Consider the following 25911-nt stretch of genomic DNA (forward strand, 5'->3'; position numbering starts at 1 on the left):
GCCGGTGCCGTGTGCGCCGTCAGGCACCCAACGGGATGCTGGCGCGCAGGGTGGTGGGACCGCCCTCAGGGCTGCTGATTTCCAGCGTCCCGTCGACGCCGGCCAGGCGGTCCACGAGGCCTGCGAGGCCATGGCCCTTGCCGAGGTGGGCGCCGCCGGTGCCGTTGTCGGTGACCTCAAGGACAAGTTCGGCGGGGGTGGCGTCAACGATGACGGCGGCCTGCCGGGCGCCGGAATGCTTGGCGACATTCGCGAGGGCCTCGGAGGCAACAAAGTACGCGGCGTTCTCGGCGCCTTCGGCCAGGCGAACGCCCTGCCCGAGGCTGCCCGTGACGGAAACCGGGACGGTGGACCTGGCGGCCAGCGACTCCACGGCCGCGCGCAGGCCCCTGTCGGCCAGCAGCGGCGGGGCAATTCCGCGGGAGAGCTGGCGCAGCTCGGTGAGGGCCTCGCGGCTCTGTTCGAGCGCACCGTCCATGAGCTTGTGGGCGGCTTCCGGGTCGGTGGCCATGCGCCGCTGGGCTGCCTCGACATCCATCTGCAGGCGGATCAGGCGCTGCTGGGGTCCGTCGTGCAGGTCGCGCTCAATCTTGCGCAGCGTGCTGGCCTCCTCGGACACCACCTGGGCCCGGCTGGCGGCAAGCTCCTCGCCGCGGGCACGCAGGGCGGCGTTCTCGTTGGTGAGCAGCGCCCGGGTGCTGGCCGCATCGGCCACGGCGAGGCCGTGGATGATGAAGGGCAGCAGCACCAGAAGCACCGCGCCATAGGCCAGTCCAAACCAGGACTCCGCCGTGTCGGGGCTGACGCCCAGCCACCTGTCCAGGCCGATGAGCTGGGCCAGCGGCTGGTTGTCCTGGGGCAGGAACCGCAGCCAGAACCACTGCGTCAGGCCGCCAAGGGACGTGGCGAGGACGCTGATGGCGATGCTGAAGCTTGCCGTGCGCAGCGGGAAGGCCACCAGGACGCCGTGGATGAAGTCCTTCCACAGCTGCGGATCCCCAAGGTTCTTGAACATGCCGCCCACGGAATTCTTGTGTGGCGCCCTGTAGTGCACCGGCGGAATATCCCCGGCCCAGTGGCGCAAGGCGGCGCGGTTGAGGCCGGCAAACCAGCGCGACACAACCAGGGTAGCCACCAGGATGGGCAGCCCCACCCACACCACAAGGGTGGAGACACCCAGCGAAAACAGGGTGAGCAGGACAACGAAAGAGACCAGCGAGACAACGAAGCCCGGCAGGATGTAGGCCAGGTCGGCGCCCATTTGGCGCCATGTGGCGGGGCGCAGGATGAACCAGGAGCGGGGCGCCGTGGGGGCAGGTGAAGTGAACATGTACCAATCCTTGCCGCAACGTGGTCCTGAAACCATCATGCCAGCCGGTCAAACAGGGGTGGGGATATCCCCACCTGCTCCCACTGCTCGTGCCTCCCCAAGCGCTCCCATTGCTCGCAAGCTCGCATGGGTCCCTCGCGCTGGTGGGCCCAGCAGCGGGTCCCTCGCAGGCGTGGGCCCATCCACCCAGCGGGGCTTGCGGTGGGGAAGTGCGCGCGGGGATGGGAGAATTGCCAAGTGGGACATATTGACGTTGCAAACATTGACTACTTCCTCTCCGACGGCCGGCAGCTGCTGAACGGGGTGAACTTCCGCGTCTCCGACGGCACCAAGACGGCCCTGATCGGCCCCAACGGCACCGGCAAGACCACCCTGCTGCGCATCATCTGCCAGGACATCAAGCCCGACGAGGGCGTTGTCTCCCGTTCCGGCAGCATGGGCGTCATGCGGCAGTTCGTGGGCCAGGTCCGTGACGACAGCACTGTGCGCGACCTCCTGCTGTCCGTGGCCTCCGCCAACATTGCCGCCGCCGGGAAGGCCGTGGATGAGGCCGAGCTGGCCATGTTGGAGCGCGACGACGAGCCCAGCCAGATGGCGTACGCCCAGGCCATCGCCGACTGGGGCGACGTTGGCGGCTACGAGATGGAAACCACCTGGGACGAAGTCACCATGGCCGCCATGGGCATGGACTTCTATACGGCGCAGTACCGCAAGGCCGCCTCACTGAGCGGCGGCGAGCAGAAGCGCCTGGTTCTGGAGGCACTGTTCTCCGGCCCCGACGAGCTGCTGTTGCTCGATGAGCCCGACAACTACCTTGACGTGCCGGGCAAGCGTTGGCTCGAGGCCAAGATGGCCGAATCCGACAAGTCAGTGCTGTTCGTCAGCCACGACCGCGAACTGCTGGCCAACGCCGCGGACCGCATCGTCACCCTGGAGCCAGGCATCAACGGCGCCTCCAGCTGGACCCACGGCGGCGGCTTCGAGTCGTACGTCAAGGCCCGCGAGGACCGCAATGCCCGTTTTGAAGAACTGCGCAAGCGTTGGGACGAGGAGCACGTCAAGCTCAAGGAACTCGTCAACATGTACAAGACCAAGGCCGCGTTCCGCTCCGACATGGCCAACCGCTACCAGGCCGCCCAGAGCCGCCTGGCCCAGTTCCTGGAGAAGGGCCCGCCGGAGGCGCTGCCCATTGAGCAGAACGTGAAGATGCGGCTCAAGGGCGGCCGCACGGCCAAGCGCGCCATCGTGGCCACCAAGCTGGAGCTCACGGGCCTGATGAAGCCGTTCAACGCCGAGATCTGGTTTGGCGACCGGGTGGGCGTGCTGGGCTCCAACGGTTCCGGCAAGAGCCACTTCCTGCGCCTGCTGGCCGCCGGCGGATCCGACCCGGACAAGGAACACGAGCCCGTGTCCGACGTCGACATTGCCCATGTGCCGCACGAGGGCAAGGTGAAGCTCGGTGCCCGCATCCGGCCCGGATTCTTTGCCCAGACCCACGCCCGGCCGGACCTTTTGAACCGGACCCTGCTGGACATCCTGCACCGCGGCGACGAGCACCGTTCCGGGCTGGGCCGCGAGGCAGCCGCCGGCGCGCTGGACCGCTACGGCCTGGCCTCCAGTTCGGAGCAGAAGTACGATTCCCTCTCCGGCGGCCAGCAGGCGCGGTTCCAGATCCTGCTGCTGGAGCTCTCCGGAGCCACCCTGCTGCTGCTTGACGAGCCCACCGACAACCTTGACCTGCACTCGGCCGAGGCCCTGGAAAAGGCCATCGACTCCTTCGAGGGCACCGTCATGGCCGTCACGCACGACCGCTGGTTCGCCCGCTCCTTTGACCGCTTCCTGGTCTTTGGCTCCGACGGCAAGGTCTACGAATCTGACGAGCCCGTGTGGGACGAGAAGCGGGTGGAGCGCGCCCGCTAGAACTGGGCGAACGTCTTCCTGGCCAGCCCAAAGCTGATGGTCATGCCAATTCCGCTGGTGACGGACACGGCCGTGACGCCGGGCTGCAGTTCCTTGACCAGGAAGCTCTGCTGCGGGCTTGAGGCGTAAATGCCCTGCCAGCGCTGCAACACGGTGAAGGGGCCCGCGCCCAGCAGCTTGGCGGCGCCGTCCAGGAGCGTGTCCGAGGTGGCCTCGTCCAGGAACGGGTCAAGCGTTGTTTCGGTGTGGTGGCTGTCGCCGATCAGCAGCGTGCCGTCGGGGCGCTGGGTCAGCATGAGGTTCGCGTCGATCGCGAGCAGTTCCGGGCTGTTGGTTTCCAGCTCGGTGCGCAGCCCTGCCGCGGCGGCCGTCTGGGCAAAAGCCGGGTAGCGCAGCATTGACGTGCCCGTGAGCACGGCGCGCCGGATGTCCAGGGGGCGGGCCGGGCGCACGAGCGCCATCTGCAGGCCGCAACGGTTCACCTCAAAGGGTTCCGCCACCTCGGGGTGCACATAGTCCAGGTCGTGCCCCACACACACGATCACCCGTGCCGCAGACAGCTGCCCGCGGGAGGTGCGCACGGTGACGGTCCCGCTTGCTGAGGTGCCGGCGTCGTCGGGGCCCAGGTAGGAGGTGCGCCACAGGAAGGAAACGCCCGGCTGGGCGGCCAGCCAGGCAGCCATGCTGCCCACGGCCTGGCGCGGGTCCACCCGGATGTCCTCACGCAGCAGGGCGCCGCCCACGATGGCGGGGTCGCCGCCGCCGGAAAGTTCCTCACGCACCCGGCCGGCCGGGGCCAGCTCAACGCTGCCGGAACCGCGGAGGGCCGCGAGTTCCTCCAGCACGGCCATCTCCGCACTGTTGCGGGCCACGGCCAGGGCGCCGGACTCCACCGAGAAGAATCCAGCCCGGGCGCTGTGCCGCAGCCAGCCCTCCCGCGCCACGGTGGCCAGCTCAAGCAGCTCGCCGGTCTGGGCGCTGACGCAGCAATGCCCAAAGTTCCGGATCGAGGCGCCTGCGGCCCGCGTGTCACGGTCAATGATGCGCACGGTCAGGCCACGGGACACGGCCTCGGCGGCATGGGCCAGCCCGGTGATTCCGGCGCCCACAATCAGGACATCGGTGGCGGGAAACTTTGCATTCAATTCGCTCATGGAACCGACTTTTCCCTGACAGGTGCCGCCCTTGCAAGCCACGGCGGCACTTGTATTGACAAGTTTGGGCAAGGTTCATCCTGGCCCCCGAAAGTTCGCCATTTGTTCAAGTCAAAGGGGCCCAAATCCGCGGAATTAGGCCATTTTCCACTTGTAGGATCAAGTCATGACATTGCCCATCCACCAACAGCTCCGGGAAGAATTCCGGCACCGGATCGACTCCGGCCGCTGGCTCGAAGGGGCCGCCGTGCCTTCCGAGTCCGCGCTGTGCCGCGAGTTTGGCGCCTCGCGCGGACCTGTCCGGCAGGCCCTTGCGGCACTGCGCTCCGAGGGGCGAATCTCCGGCGGGCGCGGGCGGCCGCCTGTGGTCAGCCCCGGCGTGGTATCCCAGTCCGTGGAGACGTTCATGTCCTTCACGGAATGGGCGGAAACGATCGGCCGGACGCCAGGGCAAAAGACCATTGAGATTGCCCGCCGGGCGGCAGGGCCGCTTGCTGCGGGGCAGCTGGGCATCGCGGAGGGCGAGCCGGTGGTGGAACTGCTTCGCCAGCGCCTCCTGGACGGTGAACCGGCCATGGTTGAACGCTCCCACTTTGTGCTGGCCGCCGGGGCACCGCTGCTGGCCTTTGACCCCGATTCCGGCTCCACCTTCCGCCACCTGCTGGCCTGTGGGATTGACCTGCACAGCGCCCGCCACGTGATCGACGCCGTCGCCGCCGATGCCACCGATGCCGCCCTGCTGGGCGTGGCGCCCGGTGCGCCACTGCTGCGCGAACGCCGCGTGACGTACTCCAGCAGCAACCAGCCGCTGGAATACGCCGACGACAGGTACCGGCCCGAACTTGCCAACTTCATGATCCACAACACCCTGCACGGCCGGGCCCCCGTGGCCCGCATCCAGGGATCCCCGACGCCAGAAGGAAATGAACTCCATGATTGAACTTGCCGTCTTTGACATGGCCGGAACCACCGTTGACGACCACGGAATCGTCTACATCGCCCTGCAGGACGCCGTGCAGGAAACTGGGGCCCCAGTGGCCGTTGCGGACCTGCAGGAATGGATGGGGGCCGACAAGGTCACGGCCATCACCGCCCTCATGGAGCTGGGCGGGCAGGAGCCCACACAGGAACGCGTGGCCGCCGCCTTTGTCCGCTTCCGTGAAATCCTGGCCGAACGCTACGCCGCAACCCCACCGGTTGCGCTGCCCGGCGTGGCCGCCGCGATTGCCACGCTGCGCAGCCGCGGCATCAAGGTGGCGCTGACCACCGGATTCGACGACGACGTGGCCTACCCGCTGCTCGAATCGCTCGGTTGGGGCGTGGGTGCAGGGGAGGGAAGCACGGTCGATGCCGTGGTCACCACCTCCGACGTGGCCCAGGGCCGCCCCGCCCCCTACATGATCCACCGCGCCATGGAAAGGACCGGCGTGCACGATGTCCGCAAGGTCCTTGCTGCCGGCGACACCGTGGTGGACGTGCAGGCCGGCCGCAACGCCGGCGGCATTTCCGTGGGCGTGCTGACCGGCAAGCTGGGCCGCGACGCCCTCTCCGCACATTCACATGACTACATCCTCGCGGGTGTTGTCCAGGTGCCGGAGCTGGCGGAAACGCAGCCCGCCTGACGCGCGCCCCTGGGAGGTGCGGCACGGCACTAGAGTTGACTGAAAGTGCCACCAGCCCCCTGCGTAAAGAGCCAATCCACCATGAACCAGCAAACGGTCCGCCGCGCGGCCATTGCCACCTTTACCGTTTTTGCCATCAACGGCTTCGTGTTCGCCAGCTGGGCGGCCCGCATCCCCGCCGTCACCCGGATCCTGGACCTGACGGCCGGGGAGATGGGGCTGCTCCTGCTGACTATCGCGGCCGGATCGGTCATTGCCCTGCCCCTGGCCGGCACAGTGGTTGCCCGCGTGGGCACGGCCAGCACCATCCGGATTGGCGGTTTCACGGCGGCATTCGGCGGGCTCGTCATTGCCACCGCCCTTGCCATGCACGCCGTGCCGTTGACGGCCGTGGGCCTGTTCTTCTTCGGCATCGGGATCGGGCTGTGGGACGTGGCCCAGAACATCGAGGGGGCCGCCGTTGAGCGCCACCTGCGCCGTACCGTCATGCCGCAGTTCCACGGCGGCTTCAGCGGTGGTGCCCTGGTCGGGGCGCTCGTGGGGGCCGGGCTGTCGGCACTGGATGTGAGCATGTCCGGACACCTGTTCGCCATCGTGGTGGCCGTGGTCCTGGTCATGGTGTTTGTGCCCCGCCACTTCCTGCCCGAGGTGGAGACCGTGGGCAACGCCGGGGGTGAATCGGCCGCCGGGGCCAAGGGCCGCAGCGCCTGGACCGAAAGCCGCACCCTGCTGGTTGGCCTGGTGGTCCTCGGCGCCGCCCTGACCGAAGGCTCCGCCAACGACTGGATCGCCAAGGCCACCGTGGACGGCTTCGGTGCCTCGGAATCCCAGGGTGCCATCATGTTCGCCGTGTTCGTTGCCTCCATGACCCTGTTCAGATTCAGCGGCGGCCGCTTCGTGGACCGCTTTGGCCGCGTCCCCGTGCTTTACGGCAGCCTTGGCTCCGCCCTGCTGGGCCTGGTGCTGTTTGTCCTGGCACCCAACATGCTGCTGGCCGGGGTTGGCGCCGTGTTCTGGGGTGCCGGCTCCGCCATGGGGTTCCCCATGGGCATGTCGGCCGCCGCCGACGATCCGGCCCGGGCCGCCGCGCGTGTCTCCGTGGTCTCGACCATCGGCTACGTGGCGTTTTTGGCCGGGCCGCCGCTGCTGGGATTCCTGGGCGACCACGTCACGATCCGCTGGGCCCTGCTGGCCATCGCGGTGGCGATCGTGGCCTCCATCCTCACGGCCCCGGCCGCCAGGCCCCTGCCCGAGGCGGAACTCGAAAACGCCACCAGCTAGCCCGGCGGAACATTCCCCACAAGGCATTTATCCTTCATCAGCGCCCACAGCAGCAGTACCAGGCCCACCGCCAGCAGTGCCCCGGCAACCGTGTCGGAAACCCAGTGGGCGCCAAGGTAGGTGCGGCTGTACATCATGGCCACGCCGAGAATGGCGCCGCTGATCCACATCCACGCCCGGCCCAGCACAATCGCCGTCACCAGCATGGCGGCCACAGTGGCGCTTGTATGCCCTGAAGGGTATGAGCCGGAATCCACCGGCACCAGGCGGTCCTCCGGCCGCGGCCGCGCCACCAGGAACTTCAACAGGTGGGTGGTACCCAGGACGGCCAGGTTGGCCCCCGCCGTGAACAGGGCAAGCCGCCAATGCCGCCGCAGCAGGAGAAGGAACAGCACCACGCAATAAATCACCATGCCTGCGTTGCCGGCAAAGTCCAGCACCCGGTTGGCGCCGGTGAGCCACGGCGTCCGTGAGCCGAGCATCAGTTGGTACCAGCCGGCGTCGAACTTCTGGAACGGGGGATTGTTCCCCGTGGCGGCGAGCATTACCGCGCCTGCCAGCACCATGGCCAGGGCCGGCACGGCAATCCACAGAAGCCGGCTGCGCGGCCAATCCAGGGGGCGGGCGGCCCCGCCGCTCGGGGGCAGGGTCTTGACGGGTTCGGGGGATGGCATCTGGCCAGTCTAGGGGGCGGGGCTGGGCGGCATCATCCGATGGGACGACCCTGAGCGGACCCTGAATCATCCCTGAGATGGGCGAAATCGGCCGGCCAGTTGCGTACGGTGGTAATAGATTCGAAAGGCCCGGCCCGTTGTGGCCCGGCGACCATCCAAAGGGGACGTCCATGATTGAGGCAGTAAACCTGGCCAAGCACTACGGCGCCAAGACGGCGGTGGCCGGTGTCACCTTCACCGTCCAGCCGGGAATGGTGACGGGCTTCCTGGGCCCGAACGGCGCAGGCAAGTCCACCACGATGCGCATGATCGTGGGCCTGGACCGTCCCAGCCGCGGCACCGTGACTGTCAATGGCAAGTCCTATGCACAGCACAAGGACCCGCTGCACCAGGTGGGCGCCCTGCTCGATGCCAAGGCCGTGCACACCTCGCGCAGCGCATACAACCACCTGCTGGCCATGGCCGCCACGCACAACATCCCCAAGAAGCGCGTCAACGACGTGATCGACATGACTGGCCTGGCCGCCGTCGCCAAGAAGAGGGCCGGCGGATTCTCCCTGGGCATGGGCCAGCGCCTGGGCATTGCCTCGGCCCTGTTGGGCGACCCGCAGACTTTGATCCTGGACGAACCCGTGAACGGCCTGGACCCCGAGGGTGTGCTGTGGGTGCGCAACCTGGCCAAGCACCTGGCCGGGCAGGGCAAGACAGTTTTCCTGTCCTCGCACCTCATGAGCGAGATGGCGCAGACCGCCGACCACCTCATTGTGATTGGCCGCGGGCAGATCATTGCCGACGCCCCCATCGCGGAGATCCTGGCCGGCACCCAGCAGGCCAAGGTGCGGGTGCGCACCCCCGAGGTCACCCGGTTCAGCCAGCTGCTGGGCGGCAACGGCGTAAAGGTCGAGTGCAACGAGAACGAAACCCTTGAAGTTTCCGGCCTGGACACGCGCCAGATCGCCGCCATTGCGCTGGCCAACCAGGTGCTGGTCTACGAACTGACCCCGCTGTCCACCTCGCTCGAGGACGCTTACTTCAACCTCACCAAGGACGCAGTGGAATACCACTCGCAAGAATTCGACGGCGCCGAGCCGGCCGCAGCCACGAAGGGACTCTAAAGATGAGCACGACGACGATTTCCTCACCCGGGCGCGCCGCACACGGTTCCGTGACATTTGCCGGCGTGCTGCGCAGTGAATGGATCAAGTTCCGTTCCCTGCGCTCCACCCGGCTGCTGCTGCTTTTCACCTTTGTGGCCATGGTGGGTGTTGGCGCCATGACAGCCTGGGTGGAGGCCATGACGTTTGAAAGGGCCATGAAGAACGGGATGGGCATGGGAATGCCGGGTGCACCCTCGGAACCCATGACCGCGGCCCAGGCGCAGGAGGCCCTTGGCTTTAACCTGTACGCCATCCCGAATGCGGGCCTGCAAATCGGCATCCTCATCCTGGGTGCCCTGGCAGTTCTGCTGATCTCCTCCGAATTCGGCACGGGCATGATCCGCTCCACCATGACGGCCGTGCCCCGGCGCCTCCCGGCATTCTTTGCCAAGGCCGCGGTGCTGGTGGTGGTCTCCTACTTCCTGACGCTGGTGGCTGCCGTGGTCACCATGCTCGTGGCCATGCCCATCTTCGGCGCCTACGGCATTGAGATTTCCTTTGGCTTGGAGGGCGTGGCCTACTCCATCCTGATGGGCGGCCTGTACGTTGCGGGAGTTTCCTTGATCGGCCTGTCCCTGGGCACGCTGTTGCGCAGCTCCGCCGGCGGCATCATTGTCCTGGTGGCCTTGATGTTCCTGCTGGAAATTGGCACCAGCCTGTTGGGCATGGCGCCGGGCGAGTTCTGGAAGTACGTGGGACAGTATGTGCCCAGTGTTTCCGGCGGCCGCATGTTGGAGATCAATGACAAGGAAGCCTTCCTGAGCCCCTTCGCCGGCGGCATGGTCTTCCTCGGCTGGATCCTGCTCTTCCTGGTCCCCGCCACCATTTCCCTCAAGACCCGCGACATCTAGGGACTGCTGATGAACCCCTTTCGGGGTTCTTGGGACAACTCAGATGCGCACACCAGAACCGGCGGGGAACGCGGAACGAACGGCCGCCTTCCCCGCCGAACCACCCTCCGTTGAGCGGCGGGCCGAAGAATTTGCGGCCCGCCGCCGCGGCGTGTTCAGGACCTACTTCCACAGCCACCCCCGCGTCATGGACGTGGTGGTGGCCCTGGCCTACCTGGCCGCGACCTCCGGCATCTACATCAGCGCCGCGGCCGACATGGACCTGCGGGTGCACACCATCATTGTGCTGGCCTCCGCCGTGGTGCTCATGTTCCGCCGGGACAGGCCGCTGGCCGTGCTGGCCATCCTCTCCGTCTTTGAGGTGCTCAACGCCGTCATGGTGCCCAACTCCGGCAACATCGGCATCAGCATCTGGTTTGCCCTCTATGCCGTGGCGGTTGCACACCGCGCCCTTCTGAGCTTCTCGCTCGCCCTGTTGAGCGCCATCCCGCTCATTCTCTACACACTCTTCTTCTTCCAGTTCCCCTCCGAATACCTCGTGGCTGACGGGCCCACCGCCGCCCAGACCAGCGTGATCTCCGCGATCATGATGCTGCTGGCCAACATCATCGCCGCCGGCATTGGCGCCGGCGTGCGCAGCGGCCGCCGGCACGAGGAGGAACTGCGCCAGTGGGCCGTGCGCAACGCGCAGCTCGCCTCGGTGGCCGAACGCAACCGGATCGCCCGGGAAATGCACGATGTGGTGGCCCACTCGCTGACAGTCATGGTGGCCCTGTCCGACGGTGCCGCCGTGGTGGTCAAGCGGGATCCTGCACAGGCCGGGGAGGTGCTGGGCCAGCTCTCCCAGACCGGCCGGACCGCCCTGGCGGACATGCGCCGCGTGCTCGGGGTCCTGCGCGCCGACGGCGGGGCCAACCGGTCCCCACAACCGGACCTGACCGACTTGGGCGCCCTGGTTGAGGGCTTCCGGCAGGCCGGCCTGCCCATCAGCTTCAGCCAGTCAGGCCCGCCCGCGCCCGCGGACCCGGCGCTGGCCCTGACCGTCTACCGGATTGTGCAGGAATCGCTGACCAACGTGCTGCGCTACGGCACCTCGGTGTCCCGGGTGCTGGTGTCCATTGAATACAGTCCCCACCGCGGGGAGCTGTGCGTCCGGGTTCGGGACGACGGCCACGGCACCATGAATGCCTCCGTGGGCACGGGGCGTGGCATTGTGGGTATGGCGGAACGGGCGCGCATCTACGGCGGAACCGTCGACGCCGGACCGGTTCCGCAGGGCGGGTGGCTCGTCGTTGCCACCCTGCACCCGGCCGAAGGCCAGGCATGAACCAAGAATTTGAGGGGGAAATTGTGGGCGAATCCGTGGACGGGCCCATCCGGGTGCTGTTGGTGGATGACCAGCCGCTGCTGCGGATGGGCTTCCGGCTGATCCTGGAGGGCGAGGATGACATCGCCGTGGTGGGCGAAGCTTCCAACGGCATCGAGGCACTTGCCGCCGTGGACAGGCTTTTGCCCGACGTGGTGCTGATGGATGTGCGCATGCCGCTCATGGACGGCATCGAGGCCACGGGCCGGATCAGCTCATCGCACTCCGAGGCCAGGGTCATCATCCTGACAACCTTCGACCTGGACGAATACGCCTTTGCCGGACTCCAGGCCGGGGCAAGCGCCTTTCTGCTCAAGGATGTGGCGCCGCAGGACCTGGTCCAGGCGGTTCGCCTTGTGGCCAGCGGCGATGCCGTGGTGGCCCCGCGCGTGACCGAACGCCTGCTGGAGAACTTTGTCCGCAACAGCCCGACACGCCCGGCCCACCAGGTGGACCCGCTGCTGGAGGACCTGACCCCGAGGGAGCTGGAGGTGGCGCAGTGCATCGCCCAGGGGCTCTCCAATGCCGAGATTGCGCACACCCTTTTTCTCTCCGAGGCCACCGTGAAGACCCACGTGCGCCGGATCCTGACCAAGCTGCACCTGCGCGACCGCGTCCAGGTGGTGGTGTACGCCTACGAGACGGGCATGGTCACCCCCAGCAACCCCGACTACTAGCGGCAAAGCCGGCGCGCCCGGCGCCTGGGCAAAAATACACCGTAATGTTTACATTTTGTACCTACGTCTGTAACTCGCGTGCCATAGCATTTGTAGCAACAAGTTCTAACGGCATGGGGGATGCCAGTTTGTCTGTTGCCCTCTGGACCTGATGGATCTTGAAACCAGGAAGCACCATTTTCTAGAGAACAGATGAACTTATGAACACATCCATGACAGCCCGCCTCACGGCGGAATTCCTCGGCACCGCCGTGCTTGTCTTCGGCGGCTGCGGCAGCGCCATCTTCTCCGCCCAGGTCCTTGCCGGCAGCGACGGCAACGTAGTCAACATGGGCATCGGCTTCCTCGGCGTTGCCCTGGCCTTCGGCCTGACCGTGCTGGCCATGGTCTACGCTGTGGGCCACATTTCCGGCGGGCACTTCAACCCGGCCGTCACCCTTGGTGCGGCCATTGCCGGCCGCGTTGAGTGGAAGGCCGTCCCGGCCTACATGGTCACCCAGGTGGTGGGCGCCTCAGTTGCTGCATTGGGCCTGTTTGCCATTGCCAGCGGCAAGGAAGGCTTTGACGCCGTCACCTCCGGCTTTGCCTCCAACGGCTACGGCGACCGCTCGCCCAACGGCTACAACATGCTCTCGGCACTGCTGGCCGAGATCATCCTGACCGCCATCTTCCTGTACGTCATCCTGGGCGCCACCGACAAGCGCGCACCCAAGGGCTTTGCCGGCCTGTCGATCGGCCTGACCCTGACCCTGATCCACCTCGTGTCCATCCCGATCACCAACACCTCCGTCAACCCGGCCCGCTCCATCGGCGTCGCCTGGTTCGCCGGTCCGGAAGCCCTGGGCCAGGTGTGGCTGTTCATTGTTGCCCCGCTCATCGGTGCGGCAATTGCGGGCCTGAGCTACCAGAGCCTCTTCGGCGAGAAGAGCATTGCCGCCACGGCAGCCTCAGTCTCCGCAGGCAAGTAGTTTTACGACGGCGGGGGGGGGGGGGGGGGGGGTGGGGGGGGGGGCGCCCCCCCCCCCCGCCCAGATGTATGATTGAATCGAAACATGACTTCTGTTGAGCACATCCTGGACCTTCGCGACTTCATCGAGGCCTCGCCGTCGAGCTTTCACGCAGCGCATGAGGCGGGGCGGCGGCTCGCGGCGGCCGGGTTCACCCAGCTCGCCGAAAGCGAAGCATGGCCCGTGCATGGAAAGTTCTTCATGATCCGCGACGGCGCCATCATGGCCTGGATCGTGCCCAAGACGGCCACGGCCACAACGGCATTCAACATCCTTGGCGCACACACCGATTCCCCGTCCTTCAAGCTCAAGCCCAAGCCCACCACGGGACGCTTCGGCTGGCTGCAGGCCGGCGTGGAAGTGTACGGCGGCCCGCTGCTCAACTCCTGGCTGGACCGGGAGCTTCAGTTTGCCGGACGCCTGGTGGACCTCGACGGCACCGAAACCCTTGTGGCCACCGGCCCCCTGCTGCGCTTTCCGCAGCTTGCCATCCACCTGGACCGCGCCGCCAATGACGGGCTCAAGCTGGACAAGCAGCAGCACATGAACCCCGTGTGGGGCCAGGGGCCCGCCGGGCAGGAGGACCTGCTCGGGCTGCTGGCCGGGCGCGCGGGAGTGGACCCTGCCACCATTGGCGGCTACGACATTGTTGTGGCCGACACCCAGCCGGGCCAGGTGTTTGGCGCGAACAACGAATTCTTCGCCGCAGGACGCATGGACAACCTGACGTCCGTGCATGCCGGGCTCGTGGCGCTCATTGCCACGGCCGACGCCACGGCTGCGGGGGAGCCCGTAATCCCGGTCCTTGCCGCCTTTGACCACGAGGAAATTGGTTCAGGCTCGCGTTCCGGCGCCTGCGGCCCCATCCTGGAGGACGTCCTGACCCGGGTCTCCGACGGCCTGGGTGCCTCGGTGAGCGAGCGCCGCCGGGCCTTCGCGGGGTCTTTCTGCGTCTCCGCCGATGCCGGCCACGCCGTCCACCCCAACTACGCCGAACGGCACGACCCCGCCAACCTGCCCGTGCTCAACGGCGGCCCGCTGCTGAAGATCAATGCCAACCAGCGTTACGCCACCGACGGCGTGGGTGCTGCCGCGTGGGCCGTGCTGTGCGCGAAGGCAGGCGCCCCGTACCAGGAATTCGTCTCCAACAACGATGTGCCGTGCGGTTCCACGATTGGCCCGCTCACGGCCACCCGGCTCGGCATCCGGACGCTGGATGTGGGCACGCCGCTGCTGTCCATGCATTCCGCCCGCGAGCTGTGCGGGGTGGATGATCCGCACCACCTGGCCCGGATTGCCGAAACCTTCTTTGGCGAGCCTTTGTAGGCGCATGGTGAGACGGCCGTGTCCAACAATCCGCTGAGCCACGCACTTGCCGCCATGGGCGGCCGCGACCCGCTGGAGAAGGGCCGCGTCTCCACGCCGCTGGAACTGTTCTTTGACCTGACGTTCGCCATTTCCTTTGGCGTGGCGGCGGCCCAGTTCGCCGGCGCCCTTGCGGAAGGGCATGTGGGCGCAGGCCTGCTGGCCTTCGGCTTTGCCATGTTTGCCGTGGTGTGGGCCTGGATCAACTTCAGCTGGTTTGCCAGCGCCTACGACACCGACGACTGGGTTTTCCGGCTGGTCACCATGGTGCAGATGGTGGGCGTGCTGATCCTGGCCATGGGGCTGGAGCCAATGTTTTCCTCCATTGTTGAGGGCGGGCACGTGGACAACCGGGTCATGGTGCTGGGCTATGTGGTGATGCGCCTTGCCCTCGTGTTCCAGTGGCTGCGGGCCGCCAGGCAGGATCCTGGCAGGCGCGCCACCTGCCTGAAATACGCCAAGTACCTGGCCATTGCGCAGCTGGGCTGGATCGTGGTCATCTTTGTGGAGACCAGCATTCCTGTCATGTTCCTCATGGCGGCGCCCTTGTTTGTCCTGGAGATGTCCACGCCGGGCCTGGCCGAACGCAGGGTGCGGACGCCGTGGCACGCGCACCACATCGCGGAACGGTACAGCCTGCTGGTCATCATTGCCCTCGGCGAATGCCTGCTGGGCACCATTGAGGCGCTGCGTGCACTCGTGGCAACGCACGGCTGGAGCGTGGACACGGCGGTTGTTGGGCTCGCCGGGACGGGCCTGGCTTTTGCCATGTGGTGGCTGTACTTCATACTCCCCTCGGGGCAGGCCCTGCACGCGAACCGCAATGTGTCATACATTTTCGGCTACTCGCACATTCTGGTGTTCTCGGCGATTGCGGCGACAGGGGCAGGGCTGCACGTGGTGGCGTACTACCTCGAGGGGCACTCAGCCCTGAGCGAGGCCGGGGTTGTTGCCGCCGTGGCCATCCCTGTTGCAGTGTTCGCCCTGGCGCTTGTTGGCCTCTACGCCGTCATGGTGGAACTGGATCCGCTGCACCTGTGGATGGCCGCGGGCTTTGTGGCCGCCACGGCCGGGGCAGTGTTGCTTGCCCTGGCGCAGGCGCCCGTGGCCCTGTGCCTGGTGATTGTGGCTGCGGCACCGGCCGGAATGATCATTGCAGACGAAAAGCTTGGCCACCGCCGCCGCCAGGCCGCCCTGGGACGGCTGGCCGGGCACGGCGCGCCGGGCGACCGTCAGGCCTAGGCTGCGAGGCTGACCACGAGGTTGATGGTGGTGGCCAGGATGCCCGTGCCAAACACAAAGGCGAGCACGCTGTGCCGCAGCACGGCCGAGCGCATGGCCCGCGTGGTGATGTTGGTGTCCGAGACCTGGTACGTCATGCCAACGCTGAAGGCCATGTAGGCAATGTCGGTGTACTGCGGCGGCTCGTCCTGGTTGAAGCCAATGCCGCCGGGTTCGCCCTGGTAGTAGATCTCGGCGTAGCGCAGCGTGAAAAGGGTGTGCACCATGAGCCACGACATCGCCGTGCAGCTCAGTGCCAGCAACGCGAGCAGGAACCTGCCTGTCCCGTGCGCGTCATGGCTGCCCACCATGACCAGTCCTACGGCGGCCAGCGAGCCCAGTGCCGCCAGCAGGATCAGCAGGTCGGAGGTGCTCCGGCCGGGATCCTCCTCCATGGCGTGGGCAGCCGTCCGGCCGGCGTCCATGGGGGCAATTGTGAACCAGACGGTGGCGTTGTAGATCAGGGCCGCCACGGCCCAGCCCACGGCCGGGGCGTAGATCCACGCCCCCAAAGTGCCCGTCAACGCCGCGGCAGCCGCGCCGCAAAGCACCATGCCCAGGAGGCGGAGCTGCCGGTGTCGTCTGCGGTTCGTGCTGAGGTGGTCCATGGTGAGATCATGCCATGGCTGGCGCCCCACTGTCCCGGGGCGTGCACAGGCCGATGAACGCGCCCAGCTCCGCCATGCCCTCCGGCCGTGACGGCATGAAGTTGCTCAGTTCTGGGGAGCGGATGATGACCGCCCGCCACTGCCCGCGGGACACCGCCACGTTGATGCGGTTGCGGTTGAGCAGGAATTCCATGCCGCGTGGCGCACCGGACGGGTCGGCGCAGGCCATGGTCACCAGCACCACGGGGGCCTCCTGGCCCTGGAACTTGTCCACCGTGCCCACGCGCACCCCGGACAGGCCCGCCTTGTCCAGGGTGGCGCGCACCAGGTGCACCTGCGCGTTGTAGGCGGCCACCACCAGGATGTCCTCCTGCCCAAGCGGCCGCGGTTCCTTGTCCTGTCCCGGGGTCCACATCAATCCGAGGTGTATTCGGGCCTGGGCCACCACTTCCTCGGCCTCTTCCGGGGAGGATTGCTTGTTCTCCTGGCCGCTGCCCGGGGCCGGGGCCACGTACACGGTTTCCACGCCGGGCGCCTTGCCGGCAAGATGGCGCTGGCCGGCGGCCGGGGCCGAGGCCAGCTTCCCCTCGTAGCTCAGGCGCGACACCGCGGCACACAGCTCGGGGTGCATCCGCCAGGAATCGGCGAGGAAGTAGCCCAACTCCTGCGGCAATGTGGCGTGGCCGGCGGACAGCCAGCCCAGCGCCGATTCGTCAACAGGCGCCGGATGAGAGCCCTGCGTGACCTGCGGCAGTTGCTGCGGGTCCCCAAGCAACAGCAGGTTCTTCGTTGCGCGCGCCACGGCCAGGGTGTTGGCCAGCGAATATTGCCCGGCCTCGTCAATGACGAGCAGGTCCAGCGACCCCTCCGGCACGTTGGCGCCCGTCATGGTCCAGGCCGTGCCGCCGATCAGTGCCCCGCCCTGGCTGCCAAGCAGCTTGCCAAACTGCTTGTCGTCGGTGACTTTCCACGGCACCTCGTAGGCACCGTTGAGCTTCTTGCCCACGCGCTCCGGGTCCACCCCGGCCTTGTCCACGGCGGCCCGCAGCATGTTCTCCACCACGGCGTGCGACTGGCCCACCACGCCGATCTTCCAGCCCCTGGCCATGAGGTTTGCGATGACGTGCGATCCCACGTGCGTCTTTCCGGTGCCGGGCGGGCCCTGGACGGCAAGGTAGGAGTGGTCCAGGTTCAGCACGGCCCCGGTGATGGCGGAGATGTAGTCGTGCTCCTGCGTGCTGTGCCCGTCCCCGTACACGATCGCGGAGGGGAGGCTTGCGCCGTCGTGCAGCCTGGGTGCTGACTTGCGGAGGATGTCCAGGCCCGGGTGTTTGGGCAGGTGGGGAACGTTGCCGCCAACTGTGGTGGCCAGTTCCGAGAGCGCTGCCCGGATGCTGGCGGTGGGGACAGGCTTGTTGGGCGCGAGGGCAATGGGCAGCTGGCTGTAGGGCTGCACCTTGGTGGTGGATTTTTCCTCCACGAGCAGGGTGGTCAGTTCCGGAGTTGCGGGGTCGGAGACGTCCTCGAGCACTGTGGTGTTGAACAGCCCGCCTCGCAGGGCCGGTGCCTTGCTGGATTCTGTTGGGTCGTCCTCCATTCCCTCGGGCAAGGGGGCGTTGTACATGCCAAACCACGTGGTTCCCGGGCGGAAGTCCGATCCTTCCGTGGCGGTCCCCGTGATCCTCAGGGTGCGGGATTCGGTCCGGGCCCGGGGCTTGTCGGCCGGTTTGGCCCAATCCTGAACCATCTCAACATGCTCGATGCGCAGCATGTTGCGTTCCTCAGTCCAGGCATTGGGGCCCTTTTCCAGTCGGTCAAAGTGGCCCCACCAAAACTGCTTGTCTTCTCGCCGGTGGTAGCTGGCGGCGGCTGCCACCATGTCGATCGCGTTTTCCTCGGCACTGAACTCGTAGCCCTTTTGTTCCCTGAGCGCGGCGATGTAGCCGGCCAGCTTCGCCTCCTCGGGGCTCGGCTCGAAGCCGCCTTTCTTTTCCTCGGGGAGCCTGAGCTTTCCGCTGCCCTCGGACCAGGTCTCCACCTCCACGGCGGCCCCGATGGCGAACAGCCAATCGCGCAGGCGCAGCGTGGATACGCAGTCGTAGCGGTTGTAGTCGCTGATGGAGGCAAGGGTTTCCTCCGCCTTGGCTGCCATGGCAGCGTCACCGCCGCTCCCGGCATCGCGCTGCGCGCAGTAGTCCGCGTAGGCCACCACGGAAGCACCGGCATCCTTCACATCGCCGGAGCGGGTGTCCTGGCCCATGTAGAACGGTTCGAGCTTCTTGATGGAGTAGGAGGACTCCGAGATCCGCACCGACTGCCGGACGGTGTCCAGCAAGTCCACCAACAGGCCGGAGCGCAGCCAGTCATCGATCGTGTCCTCGGATGTGCTGTCGCCGTGGATGACCGAAAGGTTGCGCAGGGCCGACTTTTCATAGGGCGCGTAATGGTAAACATGCATGTCCGGCCATATTTCCCGCCGAGCCTCGACATACTCCAGAAAAGCCCTGAAGGCCTCGCCTTCCTCACCGCGGGAGTGTGCCCAGAATGGCTTGAACACCAGCTCGCCGTTGGGCACGGTGGCTGGGTTCGCATCCTCGGGAACGGCCTCGATCGATCCGAAAAGATACTCCAAGCCCCACTTTTCCGTGGCTGGATCCTGCCAGAGGGGGTCGCCCTCAAAGTCGAAGAAGATGTCGCCGGGGCTGGGCTTGGGCAACTTGCTGACCGAATCCCGCAGCACCTTGAAGCTGATCTCATGTTCGGTGCCGTCCTTGCCGGCCGTCACGGTGACCACGCCCGGTTCCATGCCCAGCTGCATGCGGGCCTGGTCGCGCAGGCGGGCCAGCGGGCCTTTCGTGTCAGGGATGGCCATGCCCGCCAGTTCCCGGACCGTGCCGATGCCCTGCGCCATGAGCTTGCGGCGCTGCGAACCCGTCATGCCGTTGACCAGCAGCAGGTCCTCGTGCAGCTTGACTTGCTCCGCGCAGTAGTCGCAGCGGCCGCAGTAGCCGATGCCTTCCTGCAGCCACGAAACGGGAAGCGGCTGGGCGCTGTGGGCGCCCGTCAGTGCCAGGAACCGCCCGCGGTGCTCCCGAAACACGGGCAGCAGGTCCGGCATGGGGTGATTGCTTTCGCTGCGGTCGCCGAGCTTCAGTGTGGCCACGGGGTGGACGGGAATGCCGTACTGCTGCAGCTGGTCCCCGTAGGCGGCCAGTTGCAGCAGGGCGCTGACCTTGGCATGCCGTGCCAGCTTGGTGTCGTGGACTGCGTAGGAGCCGTCGGGCTGCCGGATCAGGAAGTCGGCGAAGCCCACCAGGGAGCCGTCGAAGAAGGTGGCCTGGAAAACCACGTCGGCGCCGATGCGCAGAGCCTCCAAGGTTTCCTCGCGCTTGGCCTCGAGCCCGGCCCAACTCAAATCGCCCCGCGCAACGTCCTTCACACCCTTGCCCGCGGCGCTGTCCCACTCGCCGAATTCTGTTGTGTATTCATCAAGGATCTTGTGCTCAAACGCATCACCGAGCTTGGCGGCCCGCTCCAGCATCTCGTCCTTGGCAAAGCCCGGCTTCGCCGTCCGGCCCAGCTTTTCATCGAGGATCCGCAGCGTCCGGTACTGGCATTCACTGGCCGTCACGAGGTCCGAGGCCGAGAAAATCAGCGGCCGGCTGCCCTCGGGGGAGTCAAGCAGAAACATGTGGAGCCTTCCGTGCGGGGAGCGGTGCGCACCTTGAATCTAGCAAGGGCCACGGACATTGCCGTGCCGGCCCCGCCACGCCAACGTTCCACTAGGATCGAGCAATGAGCGCCCTCGCCAACACCGTGACAGTGCTGAACGCCGCCGCCCGCATGGATGCACCAGTGGCCGGGGACCTTGAAATGCTGATGCAGGAATGCGTGGCACGGTTCACCGCCGACCTCGGCATTGCCGGCATCGACGTGGTGCTCACAACCGAATATACGTACCTTCCCATCCAGGAACTGGCCGTGGGGGGATATGCGCCCAGCGCAGGCCTGGTGGTCATCGCCGTCGAACCTGAGAATCCAGAGTTCATCAACTGGCGCACAAATCTGCCCGGCACCGTGGCCCACGAGCTGAACCATGCAGCCCGGTGGCGAAGTGTTGGATACGGCCCCACCTTGCTGGAGGCCCTCGTGTCGGAGGGATTGGCAACCGTGTATGAAAGCCTGATGACGGGACACACCCCGCCCTATGCCAAGGCAAGGGCCGATTTCAATGAACTCTGGGCAGAAGCAGCGCCCCTGCTGCACACCACCGGCTATGGCCACGCCACATGGTTCTTTGGTGAAGGCCACCTGCCCCGCTGGGCCGGCTACGGCCTGGGGAATGAACTGGTGCTCAGGCACCTGAAGGCCGCGCAGATCTCGATCCAGGACGCGACGAAACTTCCCGCGTCGGCCTTTCTGCACCATTCGCCGCAGACCCGGCCTGCTGCCTAGCCCGAAGGGCCACGGACATTCCCGCGCCGGCCCCGCCGCACAGCCGAATGCGGCAAGATGGGACCTATCCACCCAGGAGGCGCCATGCCCACGTTCCGCCATGAAACGCACATTCCCCACCCGCGCGAGGAAGTTTTCCGCTGGTTCACCCGGCCGGGCGCCCTGGTGCGGCTCACGCCGTCGTTCTTTGGGACCATCCTGGCCGAGCCAAGCAACGGCCTGAACCCCGGCTCGACGGCGGCCATGGGCGTGGGTGCCCCCGGCGGGCTGGGCATGTGGCTGGGATCGGCGGCCGGCACCGTGCGCGGACTGCTGCCGCCGTCCATCGCCGGCAAGCGGTGGACGCATCCGGAGATCCGCTGGGACGCCCTGCACACCGAACTGGTGCCCGGCGAGAGCTTCACGGATGTCATGGACAAGGGCCCGCTGGCCTCCTGGACCCACCGGCACAGCTTTGCCGACGGCGCCCCGGGAACCACCGTCATGGTGGACGAGGTGCGCTATGAACTGCCGGCACCGGCCCGTGGAGCCTGGGCAGTGCAGCGCATGGAGACGGAACTGGCGCACATGTTTGCCTTCCGGGAACGGCAGCTGCTGGGCGACCTTGCATTCCATGCCGGGCATATACAGGAACCGTTGGCCATTGCGGTGAGCGGCGCCTCCGGCATGGTGGGCCGCCAGCTGTGCGCCCTGCTGGCCGGCGGCGGCCACACCGTGCTGAAACTGGTCCGCCGGGCGCCCCGCAGCGGAGACGAGATCTTTTGGGACCCCGCCGCCGGAGACATCGATGCGTCGGCGCTGGCCCGGGCACAGGTGGTCATCAACCTGGCCGGGCACCCCATCGGCGGGCGGTTCACGCAGGCCACCAAGGATGCCATTTACCGGAGCCGGATCCAGGGAACCCGCCTGCTGGCCGAAACGCTGGCAGGGCTGGCGCCCGACGGCGTGGAGCGCACCCTGGTCTCCGGCTCGGCTGTTGGATACTACGGGGCGGACCCGCATGCCCAGGCCGGGCCGCGGCCGCTCGTTGAATCGGACCCCGCCGGCAGCGACTTCCTGGCTGGCGTCTGCCGCGACTGGGAGGCTTCCTGTGCGCCTGCCGCCGGGGCCGGTGTCCGGGTGGTGAATGTGCGCACGGGCATCGTGCAATCCGCGTCCGGCGGCGTGCTGCAGCGCCTGCTGCCGCTGTACCTTGCGGGGGTGGGCGGGCCGCTGGGTTCGGGGCAGTGGCAGAGCTGGATCGGCATTGATGACATTGCCGGCATATTCGCCCATGCCGCGCTGTCCCCGTCCCTTGAGGGTGCGGTCAACGGTGTTGCCCCGAACCCCGTGACGGCAGCCGAATTTGCCCGCACCCTGGGCCGGGTGCTGCACCGCCCGGCCGCCCTCAAGGTCCCGGCACTCGGGCCCAGGCTGCTGTTGGGGGAGCAGGGCGCCGCAGAACTCGCCCTGGCCAGCCAGCGCGTGTCCGCGGACAAGGTCCAGCAATCGGGATACACGTTCCGGCATGCGGACCTGGAGGCGGCGCTGCGGCACATCCTGGGCAGGACGTCGGGGAGCTAGGGACACCCGCACACGGGCCGGAGCGCCGCGGGGGCAGTTGTTAAGATCCGAGGCTTGCCGGCAATGCTCGGATCTTAACAACTGCCCCCGCGCGGGTTGGGACGCCGCCCGGCTACGCCACGGTGTCGGTGACGGGCTCCGCGGAGGCGCGTTCCGGCGTCGTGCGCAGGGCGCGCAGGGCCAGGGTGACCATGACCAGGAGCACGGCCAGGGCCATCATGTTGACCCAGAAGAAACCGCCCCAAGCCAGGACCGGACCAGCCAGGGCGGCCATTCCGGCGGCTCCAAAGTTCATCATCATGTCGTTGGCGCCCTGAAGCGGGACGCGGAGATCGTCGGGGGCCGACTGGTTTAGCAGCGAGGAGCCGCCGATCAGGCACGCCGACCAGCCCAGGCCCAGCATGGCCAGGGCCACGGACATGAGCATGGGGTCGCTGCTGTCCGAGACCACGGCGCCGAGGGCGATCGCGGCCAGGAAGATGCCCATGCCAATGAACGCCACGGACTGCGCGCCGATCCGGTCCACGAGCCAGCCAAACACGGGGCTTGCGGCGTACATGCCCAGGATGTGCAGGCTGATCACGATGCCGATGATCTCCAGTGAATGCCCATGCGCGTTCATGGCCACGGGGGTCATGACCATGACGCCCACCATGATGGCGTGCCCGCCCGTGACGGTCGCCAGGGCAAACAGGGCGCGCGGATTGCGTGAGGCCAGGCGCAGCGCCCGCCACGCGCCGTGCTGCTTGGCGGACTTGACGGGCTTCGCGCCGGCGTTTGCCGCCGGAGCCAGGAAGAAGACGGCAATGACCAGGGCGGCCGTCACAAACGCCACAAGGGAGAACACAAAAGGCCCGGACAGGGGCACCAGGCCCAGGTTCATGCCCAGCAGGCGGCCGGGTTCGGACAGGTTGGGGCCGGCCACGGAGCCCACGGTGGTGGCCCAGATGACGATCGCCATGGCCCGCCCTGCCTTCTCGGGGGCGGCGCCGTCCACCGCTGCATAGCGGGCCTGCAAGCCGGCCGCCGTGGCCGAGCCAAAGAACAGCATGCCGGCGGCCATGAGCCAGAATTGCCCCAGCTCCGCGGCCAGCAGCACCAGCGTGGCACCCACGGCCCCAAGCGCAAAGCCCGCGCTGAGGGCCCAGCGTCGCCCGGCCCGCACGGCAAGGTTGGCCAGCGGCACGGCGACCAGGCCTGCGCCCAGAGCCGAGGCCGTCTGCACAAAGCCGGAGGCCGCCGTGGTGCCTGCCAGCTCGGCGGCCAGGATGCCGCCCACGGCAACACCCGAGGCGACGCCGACGCCTGACAAAAGCTGGCCGGCAACCAAAACAGCCTGGTTGCGTCGCTGGCGGGGAAGGGAGGTCATGGGTGGGTCCTTGGCTGGCAGGCGGGGTGCCGGTTGGGGGCGCGGAATTGCCCTAGGGTGAATCGAAGACCAAACCAGTGTGACAGAGGAGCGCCCCGCCATGGCAACACCACAGACCGACGCGACAGCCCGTTTTGATGCGATCACCGCGGGGCAGCTGCGCAGCGTCGGCAGCCTGAAGTGGTCAGAGTTCCCTGACATGCTGCCGGCGTGGGTGGCGGAGATGGACTTTGGCTTGGCGCAGCCCATCGCCGCGCGCGTCGCGGAGACCGTGGCCTCCGGCCGGGTGGGCTACCTGCCCAACGTGCTGATCCCCGGCATGGGACGGGCCGCCAGCGCATTCATGGCCGAGACGCACGGCTGGGACGTCCCGGCGGAGTGGATCCGCCCCGTGACCGACGTCCTCACGGCCCTGGAGTGCACGGTGCGCTTCTTCACCCCGGAGACCGGACGGATCGTCGTCATGACGCCTGCCTACATGCCGTTCATGTGGCTGCCAGCCCTGTACGGGCGCGAACTTGTGCAGCTCCCCATGGTCCGGGCAGCCTCCTGGGACGTGGACTTTGCCGGGCTTGAGGATGCGCTCGCGCCCGGCGACCTGCTCATTCTCTGCAACCCGCACAACCCCATTGGCAAGGTGTACACACGCGCCGAACTGGAACGGTTGGCAGGAATTGTGGAGCGCCGCGGCGCCAGGGTCTTTGCCGATGAGATCCATGCGCCCCTGGTGTACGACGGCGGCACGCACGTTCCGTACGCATCGGTCAGTGCCGCCGCTGCCGGGCACACAGTGACGGCAACCTCCGCCTCGAAGGCGTGGAACCTTGCCGGGCTCAAGACGGCGCAGCTGATCCTCTCCAATGCGGCTGACGCCGCCGTGTGGAAGGCCAAGGGCGGCTTCAAAGAACACTCCGCCACGCCGCTGGGCGTGGTGGCCAACACCGTCGCCTACAACGATGCGCGGCCCTGGCTGGCAGAGGTTCTGGCGTACCTGGACCGGAACCGGATGCTGCTGGCCGGGCTCGTGGCGGAGCAGCTGCCGGGCGCCTCCTTTGCCATGCCCGAGGGGACATACTTGGCGTTCATCGACTGCAATGCCCTGGACCTGGGCGGCTTCGAGGGGACGCCCACCGAGTTCTTCGCCGCCCGGGCGGGCGTTGCCCTGACCGAGGGCGGATTGTGCGGGGATGCCGGCAAGGGCTTTGTCCGGCTGAACTTTGCCACACCCGCACCGATCCTGCGCCAAATCGTGGAGCAGATGGGCGCGGCACTGCGGGCCTAGCCGTCCTGGCGGTGCGCGCCTTGGTCCAGTGCCAGGCTGGCGGCGCGCTGCACCGAATCCGTCAAGACGTCCAATGCGGGGGACTCGATCCGCCACCGCTGCCAGAACAGCGGGATGCGCGTGGTGTGCCCGGGGACCAGATCCACGAGCGAACCGTCCTTCAGCCCCGCACTGCAATGGGCCTGTGGCATGAGGCCCCAGCCGAGGCCGCGGGCCACGGCGTCGGCCAGCTGCAGCGTGTCCGGAAGATAGTGCCGCGGCCCTGCCAACGCCCCGCCGGCAACGGCTGCGGCAAAGTTGCTTTGGAGTGTGTCGGTGCGGTCGTAGTTCAGCGAAGGGGCTGCATCCAACGCGCCGGATGAGAACCCCCGCGGGAACCACCGGCCCATGAAGCCTGCGGAGGCCACGGCGCGGTAGGCCATGGCACCCAGGGGGGTTGCCGAGCAGCCCTGCACGGGGTCCGCCGTGGCCGTCACGGCAGCCATGACGGCGCCGGAGCGCAGCAGCCCCACGGAGTGCTGTTCATCCTCGCGCACCACCTCAATGGCTGGCTGTGCGGATTCGGGCATGAGCTCCAGGGCATCCAGGAACCACGTGGCCAGGGAGTCTGCGTTGACCACAACTGCCAGGGTGCCGGGGCCCGTGCCTGCCAGCCCGAGTTCGGCGGCCGCATCAGCTTCCAGCTGCCGCAGCTGCCGCGCCAGCCTGTGGACCACGGCGCCGGCCGGGGTTGGGGCAATGGGTGTGGTGCGCTGGAGCAACACCTGCCCGGCTGCCTGCTCCATGGCCTTGATGCGCTGTGAAACGGCCGACGGCGTGACGTGCAGGCGGTGGGCGGCCGCATCAAAGGTGCCATGGTCCAGCACCGCCAGGAAGGTGCGCAGCTGCTCGGTTTGGAACGATGCCATTAGTTTTCCTTATGCAACGTGAAAATAATTAGCTGTACTGT

General features: G+C 67.3%; 21 protein-coding genes. 14 read left to right on the forward strand and 7 right to left on the reverse strand.

All coding sequences use genetic code 11. From position 1 onward, the window contains the following. Positions 1 to 19: 19 nt before the first annotated feature. Entirely contained in the window at positions 20 to 1330 is a 1311-nt protein-coding gene (locus PCK14_RS06695) for a sensor histidine kinase (protein ID WP_269937686.1), read from the reverse strand. A gap of 237 nt (positions 1331 to 1567) precedes the next feature. Between PCK14_RS06695 and PCK14_RS06700 the strand changes: the two genes are divergently transcribed. Next, entirely contained in the window at positions 1568 to 3250 is a 1683-nt protein-coding gene (locus PCK14_RS06700) for an ABC-F family ATP-binding cassette domain-containing protein (RefSeq protein WP_269937687.1), read from the forward strand. Here PCK14_RS06700 and PCK14_RS06705 read toward each other — a convergent pair. Then, the gene (locus PCK14_RS06705) at positions 3247 to 4404 is read right to left on the reverse strand and encodes a TIGR03364 family FAD-dependent oxidoreductase (RefSeq protein WP_269937688.1); all 1158 of its coding nucleotides are present in this window, start codon (positions 4402 to 4404) and stop codon (positions 3247 to 3249) included. The two genes, PCK14_RS06700 and PCK14_RS06705, sit on opposite strands and share 4 nt — an antisense overlap. Positions 4405 to 4570: 166 nt before the next feature. Between PCK14_RS06705 and PCK14_RS06710 the strand changes: the two genes are divergently transcribed. The 3 genes from PCK14_RS06710 to PCK14_RS06720 all read left to right on the forward strand — a co-directional run bounded on the left by PCK14_RS06710 (position 4571) and on the right by PCK14_RS06720 (position 7307). Next, on the forward strand, positions 4571 to 5344 hold the full coding sequence (locus tag PCK14_RS06710; protein ID WP_269937689.1) for a GntR family transcriptional regulator: 774 nt from the start codon (positions 4571 to 4573) through the stop codon (positions 5342 to 5344). Further along, complete coding sequence (locus tag PCK14_RS06715) at positions 5337 to 6026, forward strand: phosphonatase-like hydrolase (RefSeq protein WP_269937690.1); 690 nt, start codon at positions 5337 to 5339, stop codon at positions 6024 to 6026. The genes PCK14_RS06710 and PCK14_RS06715 overlap by 8 nt, the downstream gene beginning before the upstream one ends. Before the next feature lie 81 nt (positions 6027 to 6107). Next, entirely contained in the window at positions 6108 to 7307 is a 1200-nt protein-coding gene (locus PCK14_RS06720) for an MFS transporter (RefSeq protein WP_269937691.1), read from the forward strand. Here the strand turns inward: PCK14_RS06720 and PCK14_RS06725 are convergent. Continuing rightward, entirely contained in the window at positions 7304 to 7981 is a 678-nt protein-coding gene (locus PCK14_RS06725; RefSeq protein WP_269937692.1) for a phosphatase PAP2 family protein, read from the reverse strand. The two genes, PCK14_RS06720 and PCK14_RS06725, sit on opposite strands and share 4 nt — an antisense overlap. Before the next feature lie 170 nt (positions 7982 to 8151). On the opposite strand from PCK14_RS06725, the gene PCK14_RS06730 reads away from it, so the two are divergent. From PCK14_RS06730 to PCK14_RS06760, 7 genes are all read left to right on the forward strand, one after another. Next, positions 8152 to 9096: an ABC transporter ATP-binding protein gene (locus tag PCK14_RS06730; RefSeq protein WP_269937693.1), complete on the forward strand. Its 945-nt coding sequence runs from the start codon at positions 8152 to 8154 to the stop codon at positions 9094 to 9096. A gap of 2 nt (positions 9097 to 9098) precedes the next feature. Next, entirely contained in the window at positions 9099 to 9989 is an 891-nt protein-coding gene (locus PCK14_RS06735) for an ABC transporter permease (protein ID WP_269937694.1), read from the forward strand. A 43-nt stretch (positions 9990 to 10032) separates the two neighbouring features. Beyond that, positions 10033 to 11316, forward strand: coding sequence for a sensor histidine kinase (locus PCK14_RS06740; protein ID WP_269937695.1), 1284 nt, complete (start codon positions 10033 to 10035; stop codon positions 11314 to 11316). Continuing rightward, the gene (locus tag PCK14_RS06745; protein WP_269937696.1) at positions 11313 to 12032 is read left to right on the forward strand and encodes a response regulator; all 720 of its coding nucleotides are present in this window, start codon (positions 11313 to 11315) and stop codon (positions 12030 to 12032) included. The genes PCK14_RS06740 and PCK14_RS06745 overlap by 4 nt, the downstream gene beginning before the upstream one ends. A gap of 212 nt (positions 12033 to 12244) precedes the next feature. Beyond that, entirely contained in the window at positions 12245 to 13000 is a 756-nt protein-coding gene (gene aqpZ, locus PCK14_RS06750; protein WP_269937697.1) for an aquaporin Z, read from the forward strand. Between the two features lie 84 nt (positions 13001 to 13084). Beyond that, positions 13085 to 14365, forward strand: a complete 1281-nt coding sequence (locus tag PCK14_RS06755) for a M18 family aminopeptidase (protein ID WP_269937698.1) — start codon at positions 13085 to 13087, stop codon at positions 14363 to 14365. 18 nt (positions 14366 to 14383) lie between these two features. Then, complete coding sequence (locus PCK14_RS06760) at positions 14384 to 15646, forward strand: low temperature requirement protein A (protein ID WP_269937699.1); 1263 nt, start codon at positions 14384 to 14386, stop codon at positions 15644 to 15646. On the opposite strand, the gene PCK14_RS06765 is transcribed toward PCK14_RS06760, so the two are convergent. Both PCK14_RS06765 and PCK14_RS06770 read right to left on the reverse strand, forming a co-directional pair. Continuing rightward, entirely contained in the window at positions 15643 to 16293 is a 651-nt protein-coding gene (locus tag PCK14_RS06765; protein WP_269937700.1) for a DUF1345 domain-containing protein, read from the reverse strand. The two genes, PCK14_RS06760 and PCK14_RS06765, sit on opposite strands and share 4 nt — an antisense overlap. A gap of 7 nt (positions 16294 to 16300) precedes the next feature. Then, positions 16301 to 19984, reverse strand: coding sequence for a TM0106 family RecB-like putative nuclease (locus tag PCK14_RS06770; RefSeq protein ID WP_269937701.1), 3684 nt, complete (start codon positions 19982 to 19984; stop codon positions 16301 to 16303). Positions 19985 to 20088: 104 nt separating this feature from the next. Here PCK14_RS06770 and PCK14_RS06775 point away from each other — a divergent pair, with 104 nt between their 5' ends. Next, positions 20089 to 20748 carry a DUF2268 domain-containing putative Zn-dependent protease gene (locus tag PCK14_RS06775; protein WP_269937702.1) on the forward strand — a complete coding sequence of 220 codons (660 nt, stop codon included), beginning with the start codon at positions 20089 to 20091 and terminating at the stop codon, positions 20746 to 20748. An 84-nt stretch (positions 20749 to 20832) separates the two neighbouring features. Beyond that, positions 20833 to 22311 carry a TIGR01777 family oxidoreductase gene (locus PCK14_RS06780; RefSeq protein WP_269937703.1) on the forward strand — a complete coding sequence of 493 codons (1479 nt, stop codon included), beginning with the start codon at positions 20833 to 20835 and terminating at the stop codon, positions 22309 to 22311. Between the two features lie 112 nt (positions 22312 to 22423). Here the strand turns inward: PCK14_RS06780 and PCK14_RS06785 are convergent, their stop codons facing one another. After that, positions 22424 to 23680: an MFS transporter gene (locus PCK14_RS06785; protein WP_269937704.1), complete on the reverse strand. Its 1257-nt coding sequence runs from the start codon at positions 23678 to 23680 to the stop codon at positions 22424 to 22426. Positions 23681 to 23780: 100 nt separating this feature from the next. On the opposite strand from PCK14_RS06785, the gene PCK14_RS06790 reads away from it, so the two are divergent. Beyond that, a complete protein-coding gene (locus PCK14_RS06790) occupies positions 23781 to 24962 on the forward strand; it encodes a MalY/PatB family protein (protein WP_269937705.1) in 1182 nt (393 codons plus the stop codon). On the opposite strand, the gene PCK14_RS06795 is transcribed toward PCK14_RS06790, so the two are convergent. Continuing rightward, complete coding sequence (locus tag PCK14_RS06795) at positions 24959 to 25870, reverse strand: LysR family transcriptional regulator ArgP (protein ID WP_269937706.1); 912 nt, start codon at positions 25868 to 25870, stop codon at positions 24959 to 24961. The two genes, PCK14_RS06790 and PCK14_RS06795, sit on opposite strands and share 4 nt — an antisense overlap. Positions 25871 to 25911: the final 41 nt, after the last annotated feature.

It is taken from the genome of Arthrobacter sp. HY1533 (assembly GCF_027568515.1).
Lineage (GTDB): Bacteria > Actinomycetota > Actinomycetes > Actinomycetales > Micrococcaceae > Specibacter.